This is a genomic window from Actinomyces bowdenii (genome assembly GCF_017592395.1).
Taxonomy (GTDB): domain Bacteria; phylum Actinomycetota; class Actinomycetes; order Actinomycetales; family Actinomycetaceae; genus Actinomyces; species Actinomyces bowdenii.
The window spans coordinates 66,057-81,388 of sequence record NZ_JAGFOU010000008.1 but is presented as its reverse complement, the minus strand read 5'-3'; the positions used below and the strand labels follow the sequence as shown (position 1 = coordinate 81,388).

At 72.3% G+C, this 15,332-nt stretch carries 13 protein-coding genes; 5 read left to right on the top strand and 8 right to left on the bottom strand.

Going from position 1 to position 15,332, the window contains the following annotated elements; genetic code table 11:
- Positions 1–32: 32 nt before the first annotated feature.
- A complete protein-coding gene (glmS, locus tag J5X07_RS05205) occupies positions 33–1,925 on the bottom strand; it encodes a glutamine--fructose-6-phosphate transaminase (isomerizing) (protein WP_124932614.1) in 1,893 nt (630 codons plus the stop codon).
- Between the two features lie 123 nt (positions 1,926–2,048).
- Here glmS and coaA point away from each other — a divergent pair, with 123 nt between their 5' ends.
- Positions 2,049–2,999: a type I pantothenate kinase gene (gene coaA, locus J5X07_RS05200; protein WP_341769410.1), complete on the top strand. Its 951-nt coding sequence runs from the start codon at positions 2,049–2,051 to the stop codon at positions 2,997–2,999.
- 68 nt (positions 3,000–3,067) lie between these two features.
- Positions 3,068–4,573, top strand: a complete 1,506-nt coding sequence (locus J5X07_RS13235; protein ID WP_279596067.1) for a dihydrolipoyl dehydrogenase family protein — start codon at positions 3,068–3,070, stop codon at positions 4,571–4,573.
- Positions 4,574–4,804: 231 nt separating this feature from the next.
- Here the strand turns inward: J5X07_RS13235 and J5X07_RS05190 are convergent, their stop codons facing one another.
- The 7 genes from J5X07_RS05190 to truA form a co-directional block, all read right to left on the bottom strand.
- The gene (locus J5X07_RS05190) at positions 4,805–5,161 is read right to left on the bottom strand and encodes a hypothetical protein (protein ID WP_124932615.1); all 357 of its coding nucleotides are present in this window, start codon (positions 5,159–5,161) and stop codon (positions 4,805–4,807) included.
- A 104-nt stretch (positions 5,162–5,265) separates the two neighbouring features.
- The gene (locus J5X07_RS05185; RefSeq protein WP_208478893.1) at positions 5,266–5,655 is read right to left on the bottom strand and encodes a helix-turn-helix domain-containing protein; all 390 of its coding nucleotides are present in this window, start codon (positions 5,653–5,655) and stop codon (positions 5,266–5,268) included.
- Between the two features lie 81 nt (positions 5,656–5,736).
- A complete protein-coding gene (locus J5X07_RS05180; RefSeq protein WP_243896489.1) occupies positions 5,737–6,105 on the bottom strand; it encodes a hypothetical protein in 369 nt (122 codons plus the stop codon).
- Between the two features lie 325 nt (positions 6,106–6,430).
- Positions 6,431–7,789, bottom strand: a complete 1,359-nt coding sequence (glmM, locus tag J5X07_RS05175) for a phosphoglucosamine mutase (RefSeq protein ID WP_124932618.1) — start codon at positions 7,787–7,789, stop codon at positions 6,431–6,433.
- 506 nt (positions 7,790–8,295) lie between these two features.
- Entirely contained in the window at positions 8,296–8,790 is a 495-nt protein-coding gene (gene rpsI / locus J5X07_RS05170) for a 30S ribosomal protein S9 (protein ID WP_124932619.1), read from the bottom strand.
- Positions 8,791–8,832: 42 nt separating this feature from the next.
- Entirely contained in the window at positions 8,833–9,276 is a 444-nt protein-coding gene (gene rplM / locus J5X07_RS05165; RefSeq protein ID WP_124932620.1) for a 50S ribosomal protein L13, read from the bottom strand.
- A gap of 347 nt (positions 9,277–9,623) precedes the next feature.
- Positions 9,624–10,691 (bottom strand): tRNA pseudouridine(38-40) synthase TruA, encoded by a 1,068-nt coding sequence (truA, locus tag J5X07_RS05160; RefSeq protein ID WP_208478892.1) that lies wholly within the window; start codon positions 10,689–10,691, stop codon positions 9,624–9,626.
- A gap of 195 nt (positions 10,692–10,886) precedes the next feature.
- Between truA and J5X07_RS05155 the strand changes: the two genes are divergently transcribed.
- The 3 genes from J5X07_RS05155 to J5X07_RS05145 all read left to right on the top strand — a co-directional run bounded on the left by J5X07_RS05155 (position 10,887) and on the right by J5X07_RS05145 (position 14,983).
- Positions 10,887–11,645: an ROK family protein gene (locus J5X07_RS05155; RefSeq protein ID WP_124932622.1), complete on the top strand. Its 759-nt coding sequence runs from the start codon at positions 10,887–10,889 to the stop codon at positions 11,643–11,645.
- Positions 11,646–11,925: 280 nt separating this feature from the next.
- Entirely contained in the window at positions 11,926–13,473 is a 1,548-nt protein-coding gene (locus tag J5X07_RS05150) for a Re/Si-specific NAD(P)(+) transhydrogenase subunit alpha (protein WP_208478891.1), read from the top strand.
- A 4-nt stretch (positions 13,474–13,477) separates the two neighbouring features.
- Positions 13,478–14,983 (top strand): NAD(P)(+) transhydrogenase (Re/Si-specific) subunit beta, encoded by a 1,506-nt coding sequence (locus J5X07_RS05145; protein ID WP_208478890.1) that lies wholly within the window; start codon positions 13,478–13,480, stop codon positions 14,981–14,983.
- The last annotated feature ends 349 nt before the right edge of the window (positions 14,984–15,332 follow it).

The window sequence follows — 15,332 nt, the reverse complement described above, 5'->3', positions numbered from 1 at the left end:
GCCGGGGCGGCGGCCCCGGCCGGGACGCCCGGCTACTCGACGGTGACGGACTTGGCCAGGTTGCGGGGCTGGTCGACGTCCAGGCCCTTGGCGGCGGCCAGGGCGGCCGCGAAGATCTGGAGGGGCACCACGGTCAGCAGCGGCATCATGAGGGTGGGGGTTGCCGGGACCCGGATGATGTGGTCGGCGAAGGGCTCCACCGCGGTGTCCCCCTCCTCGGCGATGACGATGGTGCGCGCCCCGCGGGCGCGGATCTCCTGGATGTTGGAGATGACCTTGCCGTGCAGCATCGGGCGGCGCGGGGTGGGGACGATGACGAAGACCGGCAGGCCCTCCTCCACCAGGGCGATCGGCCCGTGCTTGAGCTCGCCGGCGGCGAAGCCCTCGGCGTGGACGTAGGCCAGCTCCTTGAGCTTGAGCGCCCCCTCCAGGGCCACGGGGAAGCCCACGTGGCGCCCCAGGAACAGGAAGGAGCGCTGCGAGGCCATCGCCTGGCCCAGGTCCTTGATGCTCTGCTCCTGCTCATCGAGGATCCGCTGGATGCGCTCGGGCATCTGGCCGAGCTTGTCGAGGTAGTCGGTGACCTCCTCGGCCCACTTGGTGCCGCGCAGCTGGGCCAGGTAGAGCCCCAGCAGGTAGCAGGCGGTGATCTGGGCCAGGAAGGCCTTGGTGGAGGCCACCGCCACCTCGGGCCCGGCGTGGGTGTAGAGCACCGCGTCGGACTCGCGGGCGATGGTCGAGCCGTAGGTGTTGACGATGGCCAGGACCTTGGACCCCTGCTCGCGGGCGTGGCGGATCGCCTGGATGGTGTCCATGGTCTCCCCCGACTGGGAGATGGCCACGGTCAGGGTCTTCTCGGAGACCACCGGGTCGCGGTAGCGGAACTCGTGGGCGAGCTCGACCTCCACGGGCACCCGGCACCAGTGCTCGATGGCGTACTTGGCCACATGCCCGGCGTAGGCGGCCGTCCCGCAGGCCACCACGATGATCTTGTCCACGCTGCGCAGCACGGCCGGGTCGATGCGCATCTCGTCGAGCTGGAGCTCCCCGCGCTCGTCGAAGCGCCCGCGCAGCGTATCGGCCACCGCCGTGGGCTGGTCGTGGATCTCCTTGTCCATGAAGGTGTCGTAGCCGCCCTTGACCGCGGCCGAGGCGTCCCAGGAGACCTCCCAGGTGGCCGGCTCCACGGCCCGGCCCTCGCCGTCCCACACGCGGACCTCGTCGGCGGTGAGCAGGAGCACCTGGTCGTCCCCCACCTCGGCGGCGCGCTTGGTGAAGGCCACGAAGGCGGCGACGTCGGAGCCCAGGAAGTTCTCGCCCTCCCCCAGGCCGATGACCAGGGGGCTGGAGCGGCGGGCGGCCACGATGGCGCCGGGGGCGTCCTCGGTCACGGCCAGTAGGGCGAAGGTGCCCTCCAGGCGGGCCGAGACCGCGCGCATGGAGGCCACCAGGATGGAGGCGGCGTCGGCGCCCTCCCCCGCCAGGGCCAGGCGCTCGGAGTAGTCCATGTCCAGGACGTGGGCGACCACCTCGGTGTCGGTGTCCGATTCGAGCACGCGGCCCGCGGCCTCCACCTCCTCGCGCAGGGAGCGGAAGTTCTCGATGATGCCGTTGTGCACCACGGCCAGGCGCCCGGCGCGGTGGGGGTGGGCGTTGGCCGTCGTCGGGCCGCCGTGGGTGGCCCAGCGGGTGTGGCCGATCCCGGCGGTGGCCAGGCAGGGGGGAGTCTCCTTCAGGGCGGTGCGCAGGCCCTCGAGCTTGCCCGCGGCCTTGACCGTGTCTATCTCCTCATCGCCCACCAGGGCGACGCCGGCCGAGTCGTAGCCCCGGTACTCCAGGCGGCTGAGGCCGTCGAGCAGCACTGTCAGGGAGCGATCGGATCCGGATTCCGTCAGGGGGCCGACGTGGCCGACAATTCCACACATGTCATGATCGAATCACGGCCGCGGCGATCATGCCAATGCGCCGCATGGATGATCCGATGTGATCCGTGACGTCCCGCGACCCGCGGGTGACGGGCGGGCCGGAGGATTTGCCACACTGTCCCGGTGATCTCACCGCAGGGCCCCTCGCCCTATATCGAGCTGGACCGCCACCAGTGGGCGGCCCTGGCCTCCTCCGCCCCCCTTCCCCTGACCCAGGCCGATGTCGAGAAGCTCCGGGGGCTCGGCGATCCCACCGACCTGGCGGAGGTCGACGCCGTCTACCGCCCGCTGACGGCCCTGCTGGAGGACTACATCGCCGCCACCCGCGAGCGGGCGCGGCGCACCTCCGGCTTCCTGGGCGTCGATGAGGCCCCCACGCCCTTCATCGTGGCGGTGGCGGGATCGGTGGCTGTGGGGAAGTCCACGACGGCCCGGCTCATCGCCCACCTGCTGCGGCGCTTCACGGCGACACCGCGTGTGGACCTGGTCACCACCGATGGCTTCCTGCTGCCCAATGCCGTGCTGGAGGAGCGCGGTCTGCTGGCGCGCAAGGGCTTCCCGGAGTCCTACGACCGCCGCTCCCTGCTGGACTTCGTGGCGGCGGTGAAGTCGGGGGCGCCCAGTGTCAGCGCGCCGGTGTACTCCCACACCCGCTACGACATCCTGCCCGGGGAGCGGGTGGAGGTGCGGCACCCCGACGTCCTGGTCCTGGAGGGCCTCAACGTGCTCCAGCCCGCCCCGCGCGGCAGGCGCCCGGGGGCCTCGACCCTGGCGGTCAGCGACTTCATCGACTTCTCCATCTACGTCGATGCCGATCCGGCCGATATCCGCCGCTGGTACCTGGAGCGCTTCCTGACCCTCAAGCGCACGGCCTTCACCGATCCGAGGTCCTACTTCCGCCGCTACGCCGCCCTGCCCGACGACATCGCCACCGTGGCGGCCTCCCAGGTGTGGGAGAGCGTCAACCTGGTCAACCTGCGGGAGAACATCGCCCCCACGCGCGGGCGGGCGACCCTCGTGCTGCACAAGGACGCCGAGCACCGCATGAGCCGGGTGCTGCTGCGCAAGGCCTGAGCCCCGTCCAGCCGGGGACCGGGCCCGGTGGGGCCGGCGTCCAGGCCGGTGTGTCACCATCTGGGGCCATGAGCACGACAACGAGCACGACCACCACCGGGATGACCACTGCAGCGGCCCAGGCCGCGCAGGCCAGCGCGCAGGCAGGCGCCGGTCCCGAGGGCCCCGCCCAGGTCTACGACGTCGTCGTCATCGGGGGCGGGCCGGCCGGGGAGAACGCCGCGCAGTACGCGATCCAGGGCACGGACATGACCGCGGCCGTCGTCGAGGGCGAGCTCCTGGGCGGTGAGTGCTCCTACTACGCCTGCATGCCCTCCAAGGCGCTGCTGCGCCCCCTGGAGGTCGCCGCGGCCTCCCGGGGCCTGCCGGGACTGCGGCCCGCGCAGCTGGATGTGCCCGCACTGCTGGCGCGCCGCGATGCGTGGTCCTCCCACTACGACGACGCCGGCCAGGTCCGCTGGGCCCAGGGGGCCGGCATCACGGTGGTGCGCGGGTGGGGGCGCCTGGACGGCGAGCGCCGCGTCGCCGTCAGCGGGCCCGAGGGCCGGCGTGTGCTTGAGGCCCGCCAGGCGGTGGTGCTGGCCACCGGCTCGCGCCCGTCGGTGCCCGCAGTGCTGAGCCAGGCGGCCGCCTGGGACTCGCGTGATGTCACCGCGGTGCAGGAGGTGCCCGAGCGGCTCCTCATCGTGGGCGGCGGCGTGGTGGCCTGTGAGGCGGCGACGTGGATGTCGGCGCTGGGCAGCGAGGTCACGATGCTGGTGCGCAGGCGGCTGCTGTCCACCAGTGAGCCCTTCGCCTCCCGGATCGTGGCCGAGTCCCTGGCCGAGGCGGGCGTTCGGGTGATCACCGGTGCCCAGGTGGGCGACTGCCAGCGCCCGCAGGTGGAGGCCGAGCCGGTCCTGGGGCGCCTGCACGGAGGGCCGGTGCGCGTGACCTGCGGGCAGGAGGTCCATGAGGCCGATGAGATCCTGGTGGCCACTGGCCGCCGCCCCCTGCTGGAGGGCATCGGCCTGGAGTCGGTGGGCCTGTCGCCTGAGGATGTGGCCTCCGGCGGGCTGCCGCAGTGGCTCTACGCCGTGGGGGATGCCAGCACTGGGGCCCCGCTGACCCATATGGGCAAGTACCAGGCCCGGGTGGCGGGCGAGCGGATCGCGGCCCTGGCGGCCGGCCGGGCCCCGCAGGAGGCGCCCGAGATGGTGCCGGTGCCGCGGGTGGTCTTCACCGACCCGCAGGTGGCGGCCACCGGGATGACCGAGGCGCAGGCCAGGGATGCCGGCCTCGAAGTGGTCACCGCCGAGCTGGGCTACACCTCCGCCGCCGGTGCGGCGCTGCTGCGCGACGACGCCCACGGGCAGGCCAAACTGGTGGTGGACCGCGCGGCGCGCACCGTGGTGGGCGCGACCTTCGTGGGCCCGGAGGCCGGCGAGCTCATCCACGCCGCGACCATCGCGATCGTCGGCCAGGTCCCGGTGGAGCGGCTGCGCCACGCGGTGCCCGCCTTCCCCACGGCCAGTGAGATCTGGCTGCGCCTCATCGAGTCCCTGCCCACCGAGGTGCTCCGCCCCGCGCAGTGAGCCGGCCGGCCGCCTGCGCGGCGAGGGCAGCGGGGGCGGCCGGGGCCCGGCGCCGGGTCGCTGAGACGCAGCGGCACGCGCGGCGCACGGATTGAGCGTCACTTGGCGGATTCGACGTCGCTTCGCGGAATGGACGTACCTTCCAGGTGTCGTCCTTTCCGCGAAGCGACGCACTTGTCGCGAAGTGACGCTCTTTCGGCCCCCACGGGCTCGCCGCGCGAGTCAGGGGGATCACTCGGGAAGGGCGTAGACGACACCCGGCGGCATGCGCCTGGGGATGTCGATATGATCTGCGCTCTCCGGGCACAGGGCCGCAGCCGTCCGCGCAGCACTCGAGACATGCTCCCATAGGACCTGCGAGGCCCAGGGGCCGTAGTCCTCAACAACAGCGGCGAGCCCTTCTGGCGTCGTGGTGTCGTGCACCCCTTCGCTAGGAGCCGTGAACACGATGCTGGCCGTCGCGCCAACGAACCACTCCCCTGCTTCGACAGCGAGATCACCGATCAGGCCGTAGGCGGGTGGAGCGCCTTCCGAGAGCCGCTGCACCTCCACGGGACTGATCTGCCACCGGAAGGAGTCATCCTCCACATCCTGGGGCTGGCAGATGACACGAAAGGTCCGAAGCTGGAGGACGGCGGCAGAACGCGGCGATAAGGCCCGATCGCTCGAAGTGCCCGGATCAGGGGCAGTTGTCATGAGCCCACCACCTCACCTCCGGGCACCCGCCGTGCTGCCACGATGACGGAGGAGTCCCAGTTGTAGCTGTCGATCCCAGCAGCGTGGGCGGTGAGGCGAATCCTGTCCTCATCAACGGCAGTCACCTCATGTCGGATGAGCGCGCCCACCGCCTTGGCGTAGCGCCGCACCGTGGACAGGTGCGCGTCGGAGTGCCCACTCTCGAATCGGGAGATGGAGGCCTGGTTAGTGCCCATGGCGCGCGCGACATCGGCCTGGGTCATGCCATAGCGCTCGCGGACGGCGACCAGATCGCGGACCATGGCACGATCAGCGGCAACGAGGTCGCGGGCGTGCCTGTGGCCGGGATCGTCGGGGTTCTCACCGAGGAGCTCGTAGATGTCCATGCTCTCACCGCCTTCAAGGATATGTCGGTGAAGACATACTAGACCCCTTCGGGCGCTCCTGCACGACGTCAGCGTCTCATCTCATTCCCGCGCCCGCACCCATGAGTCGAAGCGCTCCTGCGCCTCGGCGATATGCCCATCCTGCTCCGCCAGCCCGAGCCTCCCACTTCGCTTATGACGGAAGCTGAGGGAGAGCAGCAGGTCCTCCTCATCATCCGGCTCGCTGAAGTACAGCCTGAGAAGCCTCCGCTCGCCATCGAGGGTAACGGTCAGGTCCAGGCGCGCCTCGAACACGTCGCTCGCACTGGCGGCCTTGCAGACGACGCCTTTGGTGTAGGTGGTGTCGAAGTTGAGTCTGCCCGCTTCAGCGTCCTTGAGCAGGGCGTCCATCTCCGCCAGGAGCATCTGCCACTCGTCGTCGGTGATGGAGCCCGCTCGAAGCTCGCTCATCGCCTTAGTCAGATAGGGCCTCCCACTGCGATCACTGACATGGCGCCAGTGCCCACCGAGGTGGCAGGAGCGTGCCCCGAAGCCGAATGTCCGGTGCTCGAGGAGCCCAGTCACCGCAACCACCGTCGAGACAGGCTCAAACTCACGGCCACTCCTGGGCATCGGTCGGGGAGGTAGAGGAAGGATACGTCCTGCAGGCGCACCGGATGCGCACCACAACGGCGAGAGCGGGCAGACTGGAGCCGGCCGCGACACGCGCCACCGCCCGGGCGGCTGCGCCAGCGGCCGGCTCCAGCCAGAGGGAGCCGCGCTCACCGGAGCCGGATCACAGGCTCAGGTTGTCCTTGACGACGGCGGCCAGGGAGCCCGCGACCCGGTCGGCCTCGTCCTGGGTGGCGGCCTCGACCATGACGCGCACCACCGGCTCGGTGCCGGAGGGGCGCAGCAGGACCCGCCCGGTCTCGCCCATCTCCTTCTCGGCGGCCGCCACGGCATCCTGAACGGCCTTGTTGGTACCCGCAGCGCCCTTGTCCACGCCCTTGACGTTGATGAGGGTCTGGGGCAGTCGGGTGACCACGGAGGCCAGCTCGGCCAGGGTCTTGCCGGTGCGCTTGACGCGGGCGGCGATGTGCAGGGAGGTGAGCACGCCGTCACCGGTGGTGGCGTGGACGGTGTCGATGACGTGGCCTGACTGCTCCCCTCCCAGGGTGTAGCCGCCCTGGAGCATGCGCTCCAGCACGTAGCGGTCCCCCACGCCGGTCTGGACGGTGCGGATGCCGTGCTCGCGCATGGCCAGGATGAGGCCCAGGTTGCTCATGACCGTGACCACCAGGGTGTCCGAGCCGAGCGTGCCGTCGGCCTTCATGCCGATGGCGAGCATGCCCATGATCTGATCGCCGTCGACGAGCCGGCCCTCGGCGTCCACGGCCAGGCAGCGGTCGGCGTCGCCGTCGTAGGCCACCCCCATGTCCGCGCCCACGGCGGTGACATAGCTCTGGAGCTGCTCGGGATGGGTGGATCCGCAGTTGTCGTTGATGTTGAGGCCGTCGGGGGAGGCGTTGATGACGATCACCTCGGCGCCCGCGGCGCGCAGGGCGGCCGGTCCCACCGTGGAGGCGGCGCCGTTGGAGGCGTCCACCACGATGCGCAGGCCGGCCAGGTCGGTGGCCACGGAGTCCACGAGGTGGTTGATGTAGTTCTGGTCGGCGATGGTCTCGCCCTTGATGACCCGGCCGACCTCGGCCCCGGTGGGGCGGGCCTCGACCTTGCCCAGGAGGGCCTCGATCTCGTCCTCCACGGCGTCGGCCAGCTTGTAGCCGCCGCGGGCGATGAACTTGATGCCGTTGTCCGGGAAGGGGTTGTGGGAGGCGGAGATCATGACGCCCAGGTCGATGTCCTGCGTGGCGGTCAGGTGGGCGATGGCCGGGGTGGGCAGGACGCCCACGCGGGTGACATCCACGCCCGAGGAGGCCAGGCCCGCGCTGAGGGCGTGGTCGAGGAACTCCCCGGAGGCCCGGGTGTCACGGCCGACGATGGCTCGGGGGCGGCCGCTGCGCGACGCCGGCGCCGAGGCGTCGCGGGTCAGGACGCGGGCGGCGGCCTCGCCGAGCTGGACGGCGAGGGTCGGGGTGAGCAGGTCATTGGCCAGGCCGCGGACACCGTCGGTGCCGAAGAGACGAGCCATAGGGGATCCTCCTGTCGAGAGCGGAAAGCACCCCACATCCTGCCATGCTCACTGGCCGCCCGCTGGCTGGCGGCGCCGGCACACCGGCGGAGGAGGGGAGCCCCAGGGGGAAGCGGCGGAGGGGCCAGGCCGCCGGGGAGCGGCTCCCGGTGCCGCGCACCCGCACCGTTGCACATCTTCAAGCCCCAACCCCTCCGCCTGACCCGGCCCTCCCGCAGAATCCCGCCACTGCCTAGGACCGATCGGTGCCGAAGATGTGCAACGACCGCCTGGCTGCACATCTTCACGCCCCGCCCGCGGGATCCAGGCGAGGGGAAGCCCGGAATCATGCGGATCCACCAACCAGCCGCTCCTTGAAGATGTGCAGCGCCAGCTGCGCCACCGCATCCTGCCGGGGCTGTGCCGATCCACCATTCTCTCCCCCCGCCCAGGACGACGCCCCGCCGACCTCCGCCCGGTGCGGGACCGGGGCGGGGCGACGGGGCGTCGAGGAAGCGGTGAGGGGCTCAGCGCTTGGAGTACTGGGGGGCGCGGCGGGCCTTGTGCAGACCGGCCTTCTTGCGCTCCACGATGCGCGAGTCGCGGGTGAGGAAGCCGGCCTTCTTCAGGGTGGCGCGGTTGGCCTCACGGTCGATCTCGTTGAGGGCGCGGGCGATGCCCAGGCGCAGCGCACCGGCCTGCCCGGAGACGCCACCGCCGTGGATGCGGGCGATGACGTCGAAGCGGCCCTCCAGGTCCAGGATGGTGAAGGGGGCGCGCACGAGCTGCTGGTGCAGCTTGTTGGGGAAGTAGTCCTCCAGGGTGCGGCCGTTGAGGGTCCACTGACCCGTGCCGGGCACGAGGCGGACGCGGGCGACGGCCTCCTTGCGGCGCCCCAGGCCCGCCCCGGGGGCGGTGATGGACTGGCCGCGGCCCTCGCCGGAGCCGTCGGTCTCGGTGGTGTAGCTGGAGGGGTAGCTCTCCTCATCCAGCGCGTCAATGTCGACAGTGGTCTCAGCCACGATATGTCCTTTGCTTGTCGCGAGGTGCCGAGCGCTGAGCGCTTACTGGGCGACCTGGGTGATCTCGAAGGTCTGCGGGTTCTGCGAGGCGTGCGGGTGCTCGGCCCCGGTGTAGACCCGGAGCTTCTTGAGCTGGGCGCGGCCGAGCTTGGTGTGGGGCACCATGCCCTTGACCGCCTTCTCCACGGCGCGCTCGGGGCGGGTGGCCAGCAGCTCGCGGTAGGAGATGGACCGCAGGCCGCCGGGGTAGCCGGAGTGGCGGTAGGCCATCTTCTTGTCGGCCTTGCCGTTGGTCAGGGCGACCTTGTCGGCGTTGATGATGATGACGTAGTCGCCGCAGTCCTCGTTGGGGGCGAACTGGGGCTTGTGCTTCCCACGGAGCAGGGTCGCGGCCTGGGCCGCGAGACGGCCGAGGACGACGTCGGTGGCGTCGATGACGTACCAGTTCTTCTCGACGTCGCCGGGCTTCGGTGTATACGTGCGCACGGGCGTTGCCTTCGTTTCTCTTGGCGAGTGGACACGCCGAATCGCGTGAAGCAGCGCGGATCGGCGAGACCACCATGGTCAGGTGAGCGGTCGGAGCACAGGCTATCCGGGGCGAGTGGGACGGCACCGCGGACGCTTCCACGTGCTGCACGACAGTGGCACCCTACCGGCAGGCGCCAAGAAGGGTCAAAGGATGCGCCCCCTGACGCACCGTGAGTCCCACCACGCCGGCGGTGCGTGCCATCCCGACGGGTGGGGGGGGGACGGCGCCGCGGCACGGCCGGCCGCGCCCCGCCGTCGTCGGCCGGGCCGACGGCGATCCCCGCGGTCCTGCCGACGACGGCGCCTCAGCACTCCAGGCGCCGCACCACCCGGGCCCGCTGCGCCTGGGCCGCCAGCTCCTCGCGCTCCGGGTAGGCCACCGCCTCCAGGGTCAGCCCGTGGGGCGGGGCCACCGGGGCGGCCGTCTCCCGCGAGCGCGCCGCCAGCAGCTCGGCCGGCCAGGACGGGGGCCGGCGCCCCAGCCCCACGGCCAGGCCCGCCCCCACCAGGGAGCGCACCATGGAGTGGCAGAAGGCGTCGGCGGCCACCTCCAGGGTGACCAGCCCGCCGTCGGGCCCAGCCCCCTCCTGGGGCACGCGCCGCCAGCGCAGCGCAGTCAGGGTGCGGATGGTGGTGGCCCCCTGGCGGGGCTTGCAGTAGGACAGGAAGTCGTGCTCTCCCAGCAGGGGGGCGCAGGCCGCATCCATGGCCCCGGCGTCGAGCTCCTCGGGCAGCCACAGGACGTGGCCGCGGCGGCGCGGGTCCCGGGGGGAGGCGGCGTCGGCGATGCGGTAGGCGTAGCGCCGCTCCAGGGCGGAGAAGCGGGCGTCGAAGTCGCCGGTCACCCGGCGGGCCCGGTGGACGACGATGTCGCTGGCGCCGCGCGGCAGGCTCAGCCCGGCTGAGCGGGACCACTGCTGGGACTCGCGGGCCAGGACCCCGGCCAGGCGGGTCAGGAGCGCCTGGCCGGGCGGGCGCTGGGAGCGGCCCGGGAGGAGGCGCCAGGCCTGAAGGGGGATGTCGAGGTGGGCGACCTGGGCGGCGGCGTGCACCCCGGCGTCGGTGCGTCCGGCGACGGTCAGCCTCACCGGGGCGCGCAGCACCGTGGTCAGGGCGTCGGTGAGCACGCCCTCGACCGTGCGCAGCCCGGGCTGGGCGGCCCAGCCGCTGAAGCCCCCGCCGTCATAGGCCAGGTCCAGGCGGATGCGGACCGTCCCACTGCCCGTGTCGCCGCTCGCGCCACTGCCCGCGGCGCCCTGGGGCCCCTCAGCGGCGCCGCCCGCCTTCTCGGCACCGCCCGCCCCGACGGCGCGGCACGCCTGATCCGCACGGTCCGCGCGGTCTGCCTGGGATGCCCGGTCTGCCTCTGCCATGCGCCTATCTCACCACGCCCCGCAGCACCCCGCCGGTGCCGCACTCCGGGCCGCGCCCGACTCGTGCCCGGCGCGCGCCCGACCATGGCCCACCCGGCTCCGCCCGTGGCCCGGCGCGCGCCCCTGGCGCCTCCAGGACCTCCAGGACTCCCCAACCGCGCCACGCCGGGCCCCGGAGGCGGTAGCGTCAGCCCCGTGACCTCTCCAACAACCCTGTCGGTGGACTGCGGCGGCGGCGGCATCAAGGCCTCCGTCCTGGACTCCGAGGGCGCGATCATCTCGCGGGCGGTGCGCACCCCCACGCCCTACCCCCTGCCCCCCGGCAAGCTGGTCGAGACCATCGTCTCCCTGGCCGAGCAGCTGCCCGCCGCCGACCGCATCACAGTAGGCATGCCGGGGATGCTCCGCCACGGGGTGGTCGTGGCCACGCCCCACTACATCACCCGGGACGGCCCGCGCTCCAAGGTGCTTCCTGAGCTGGTGGAGGCCTGGGCCCGCTTCGACATGGGGCGGGCGGTGAGCCAGGCCCTGGGGGCCCCCGCCCTGGTCCTCAACGACGCCGAGGTCGCGGGCGCCGGGGTGGTCACCGGGCACGGGCTGGAGATGATCGTCACCCTGGGCACCGGCCTGGGCAACGCCGTCTTCGACAACGGCGTGCTCGCCCCCCACGTGGAGGTCTCGCAGGGCCCGGTGCGCTGGGGGCTGACCTACGACGACTACATCGGGGAGCATGAGCGGCTGCGGCTGGGCGATGCCCACTGGTCGCGGCGGGTGCGCCGCGTCGTGGACGCCCTGCGCCCGATGTACCTGTGGGACCGCCTCTACCTGGGCGGGGGGAACTCGCGGCGCATCACCAGCTACCAGCTGGCCCGGATCGGGGAGGACGTCGTGGTGGTACCCAATGAGGCCGGCATGACCGGGGGGGCGCGCTGCTGGGCCATGGCCCGCCCCTGAGCCGCCCCTGGCCCCGGGCCGCCGCCCCGTGGGGGCCATCGCGCCGCCCCGTGGCCGACGCCGCCAGTGCACTGCGCCGGCTCTCATGGCCACCGCCCCATTGCCGAACCACCGCCGTCCCGCCATCCCGCCGGCCCGCTGCCTCCGACTCATCGTTGTCACACTCGAGCGATAGGGTCTGACTGTTCCAGCTATTGACATCTTGTCGACTTTATTCCCTGCCCGTACAGTTTCCCCACCAACCGACGGGACACGCTCCCACCCACCCCGAGGAGGCGCCGTGCGCATTGGAGTGCCCTGCGAGAGACCGGACAGGCCGCTGGTCTCCGCCACCCCGCAGACCGCCGAGAGGCTCTCGCGCCTGGGCCATGAGGTCCTGGTCGAGCGCGGTGCGGGCCTGAGGGCCAGCGCCCCGGATGAGGCCTATGAGGAGGCCGGCGCCCGCCTGGCCGACCGGGCCGAGGTCTGGGGCTGCGACATCGTCCTGAGCACCGGCGCGCCCGGCGCCGAGGACCTGGACCTCATGCGCCGGGGCGCCATGATCCTCGGCCGGCTCGACCCCGCCCGCCGCCCCGAGCTGCTGGAGTCCCTGCGCGAGCGGGGCCTGACCGGGGTGGCGCTCGACGCCGTCCCGCGGATCTCGCGCGCCCAGGCCATGGATGTGCTCTCCTCCCAGGCCAACCTGGCCGGGTACCGGGCCGTCATCGAGGCCGCCGCGCACTTCGGGCGCCTGTTCAGCGGCCAGGTCACCGCTGCCGGCAAGTTCCCCCCGGCGCAGGCCTACGTCATCGGCGCCGGGGTCGCCGGGCTGTCGGCCATCGGCACCGCCCACTCCCTGGGCGCCATCGTGCGCGGCAGCGACGTGCGCCCGGAGGTGGCCGACCAGGTGCGCTCCATGGGGGCCCAGTTCGTGGCGCTGCCCGGCGCCCAGGAGGTCTCCTCCGACGGGTACGCCAAGGAGCTGGGCACCGACCAGGAGGCGGCGGCCAGGGCCCTGTACGCCCAGCAGGCGGCCCAGGCCGACATCGTCATCACCACCGCCTCCATCCCCGGCCGCCAGGCGCCCCTGCTGCTGGACCGCGCCGCCATCGAGGCGATGCGCCCGGGCTCGGTGATCGTGGACATGGCGGCCGCCAATGGCGGCAACACCGAGCTGACCGTGCCCGGCGAGGTGGTCCGCACCCCCGGCGGGGTGACCATCGTGGGGCACCTGGACCTGGCCGGGCGCCTGCCCGCCCAGGCCTCCCAGCTCTACGGGCAGAACATCGTCAACCTGCTGGCCCTCATGACGCCTGAGAAGGACGGCGCCCTCGCCCTGGACCTGGATGACGAGATCCTGCGCTCGGTGACGGTGGCCCATGACGGCGCGGTGCTGTGGCCCCCGCCGCCCATCAGCGTCTCGGCCGCGCCGTCGGCCCCCGCGGGCCCCTCCCCCGAGGAGTTGCGGCAGTCCCGGGAGAGGGAGGCCGCCCAGCGGGCCCGCAGCCGACGGCGCCGCACCGCGGGCCTGGCCCTGGTGGCGGCCCTGGCGGCGGCCCTGGTGCTGGTGACGCCGGCGGCGGCCGCCAGCCACTACGTGGTGCTCACCCTGGCGGTCATCCTGGGCTTCCACGTCATCTCCAATGTCACCCCCGCCCTGCACACCCCGCTGATGTCGGTGACCAATGCGATCTCCGGGATCATCCTGGTGGGCGCGATCTCCCAGGTGGGCAGCGCCAACCCGCTCATCAGCGCGGTCAGCTTCGTGGCCATCGTGCTGGCCACGATCAACGTCTTCGGCGGCTTCGCGGTCACCCACCGCATGCTCACCATGTTCAGGAAGGACTGAGACGATGCCTGCCACGCTCATCGCACTCGCGGGGCCCGCCGGGGCGCAGACGGCGCAGGCCGTGCCCGTCGCACCACTGCCGGCCGCAGCCCTGCCCGCCCTGCCCTCCTCGGTGGCCCTGGCCTATATCGCGGCGGCGATCCTGTTCATCCTGGCCGCCGCGGGGCTCTCGCGCCATGAGACCTCCGCGGCGGGCAACATCGCCGGGGCGATCGGCATGGGGGTCGCGGTCGCCGCGGCCATCGGCATGGCCCTGACCTCCGATCCCGGCCAGGGGGTGGTGGTCACGGCCGTGCTCATCGCCCTGGCGCTGGGCCTGGGGGCCGCGATCGGCATGACCCTGGCCCGGCGCGTGGCCATGACCGGCATGCCCCAGCTCATCGCCGTGCTCAACGGCCTGGTGGGCCTGGCCGCCGTCATCGTGGGCCTGAACTCCTACGCCTCCCCCGAGCCCGCCGCTGAGGCCCTGGGGGCCTTCCACCTGGGCGAGGTCTACCTGGGGGTGCTCGTGGGGGCGGTGACCTTCACCGGCTCCATCCTGGCGGCCCTCAAGCTCGCCGGGCGGGTGCCGGGGCGCCCCATCACCCTGCCGGGGCGCAACCTGCTCAACCTGGCGGCCCTCCTGGTCTGCCTGGCGCTGCTGGTGGCCTTCCTGCTGCTGCCCGAGGGCTCGCCGGCCGCCTGGGCCTGCCTGGCGGCCATGACGATCATCGCGCTCCTGCTGGGGGTCCACCTGGTGGTGGCCATCGGCGGTGGGGACATGCCGGTGGTGGTCTCGATCATGAACTCCTACTCGGGGTGGGCCTCGGCCCTGACCGGCTTCACCATCAACAACGACCTGCTCATCATCACCGGGGCCCTGGTGGGCTCCTCGGGCGCCTACCTGTCCTACCTCATGTGCCAGGCGATGAACCGCTCCTTCGCCTCGGTGATCCTGGGCGGCTTCGGCACCGAGGGCTCCTCGGCCCCCGCCGGCGGCCAGGACGGCCCGATCGACGAGGTCGATGCCGCCTCCGTGGCCCACCTGCTGCAGAGCGCCCGGCGCGTGGTCATCACCCCCGGCTACGGCATGGCAGTGGCCCAGGCCCAGTACCCGGTGGCGACGCTGACCCAGATGCTCCAGGCCGAGGGGGTGGAGGTCACCTTCGGCATCCACCCGGTGGCCGGCCGCCTGCCCGGGCACATGAACGTGCTGCTGGCCGAGGCCAAGGTCCCCTACGACGTCGTCCTGGAGATGGATGAGGTCAATGACGACTTCGGCGAGGTGGACGTCGTGCTCATCATCGGCGCCAATGACACGGTCAACCCGGCGGCCGAGGAGCCCGGCTCCCCGATCGCGGGCATGCCGGTGCTGCGCGTGTGGGAGGCCCGCCGGGTGGTGGTCTTCAAGCGCTCGATGGCCGCGGGCTATGCGGGGGTGCAGAACCCCCTGTTCTTCCGGGAGAACACCTCGATGCTCTTCGGGGACGCCAAGGAGACGGTCGAGGCCATCATCCGGGCCCTGGAGTAGGCGGGACGGGCCCGTCAGAGCCGCCGGAGCCGGAATGCGAGTGCGGGGTGCAGAATGCGAGGACCCCGCACTCGCATTCTGCACCCCGCACTCGCTTTCTGCGTCGGGGCATGAGGCCACGGCGCTGCGGCCCGCAGGAGGGGATCGGGAGTTGCCGGCTCGGATGAGCACCGTGAGAACTACGTCGCCCCTGGCATAATGCGGAGTGCTCCCTGTCCCAACGTCGTGAGGCCTGGACCATGACGCTCCCCAATGTCACCAGTACTGTTCTCACATGGTTGGAGGGCATTCCTACCTCTTGGTTGGTGGCTGCTGGCACCTTCATCCTATTGATCTTCGGCGTCGTGAC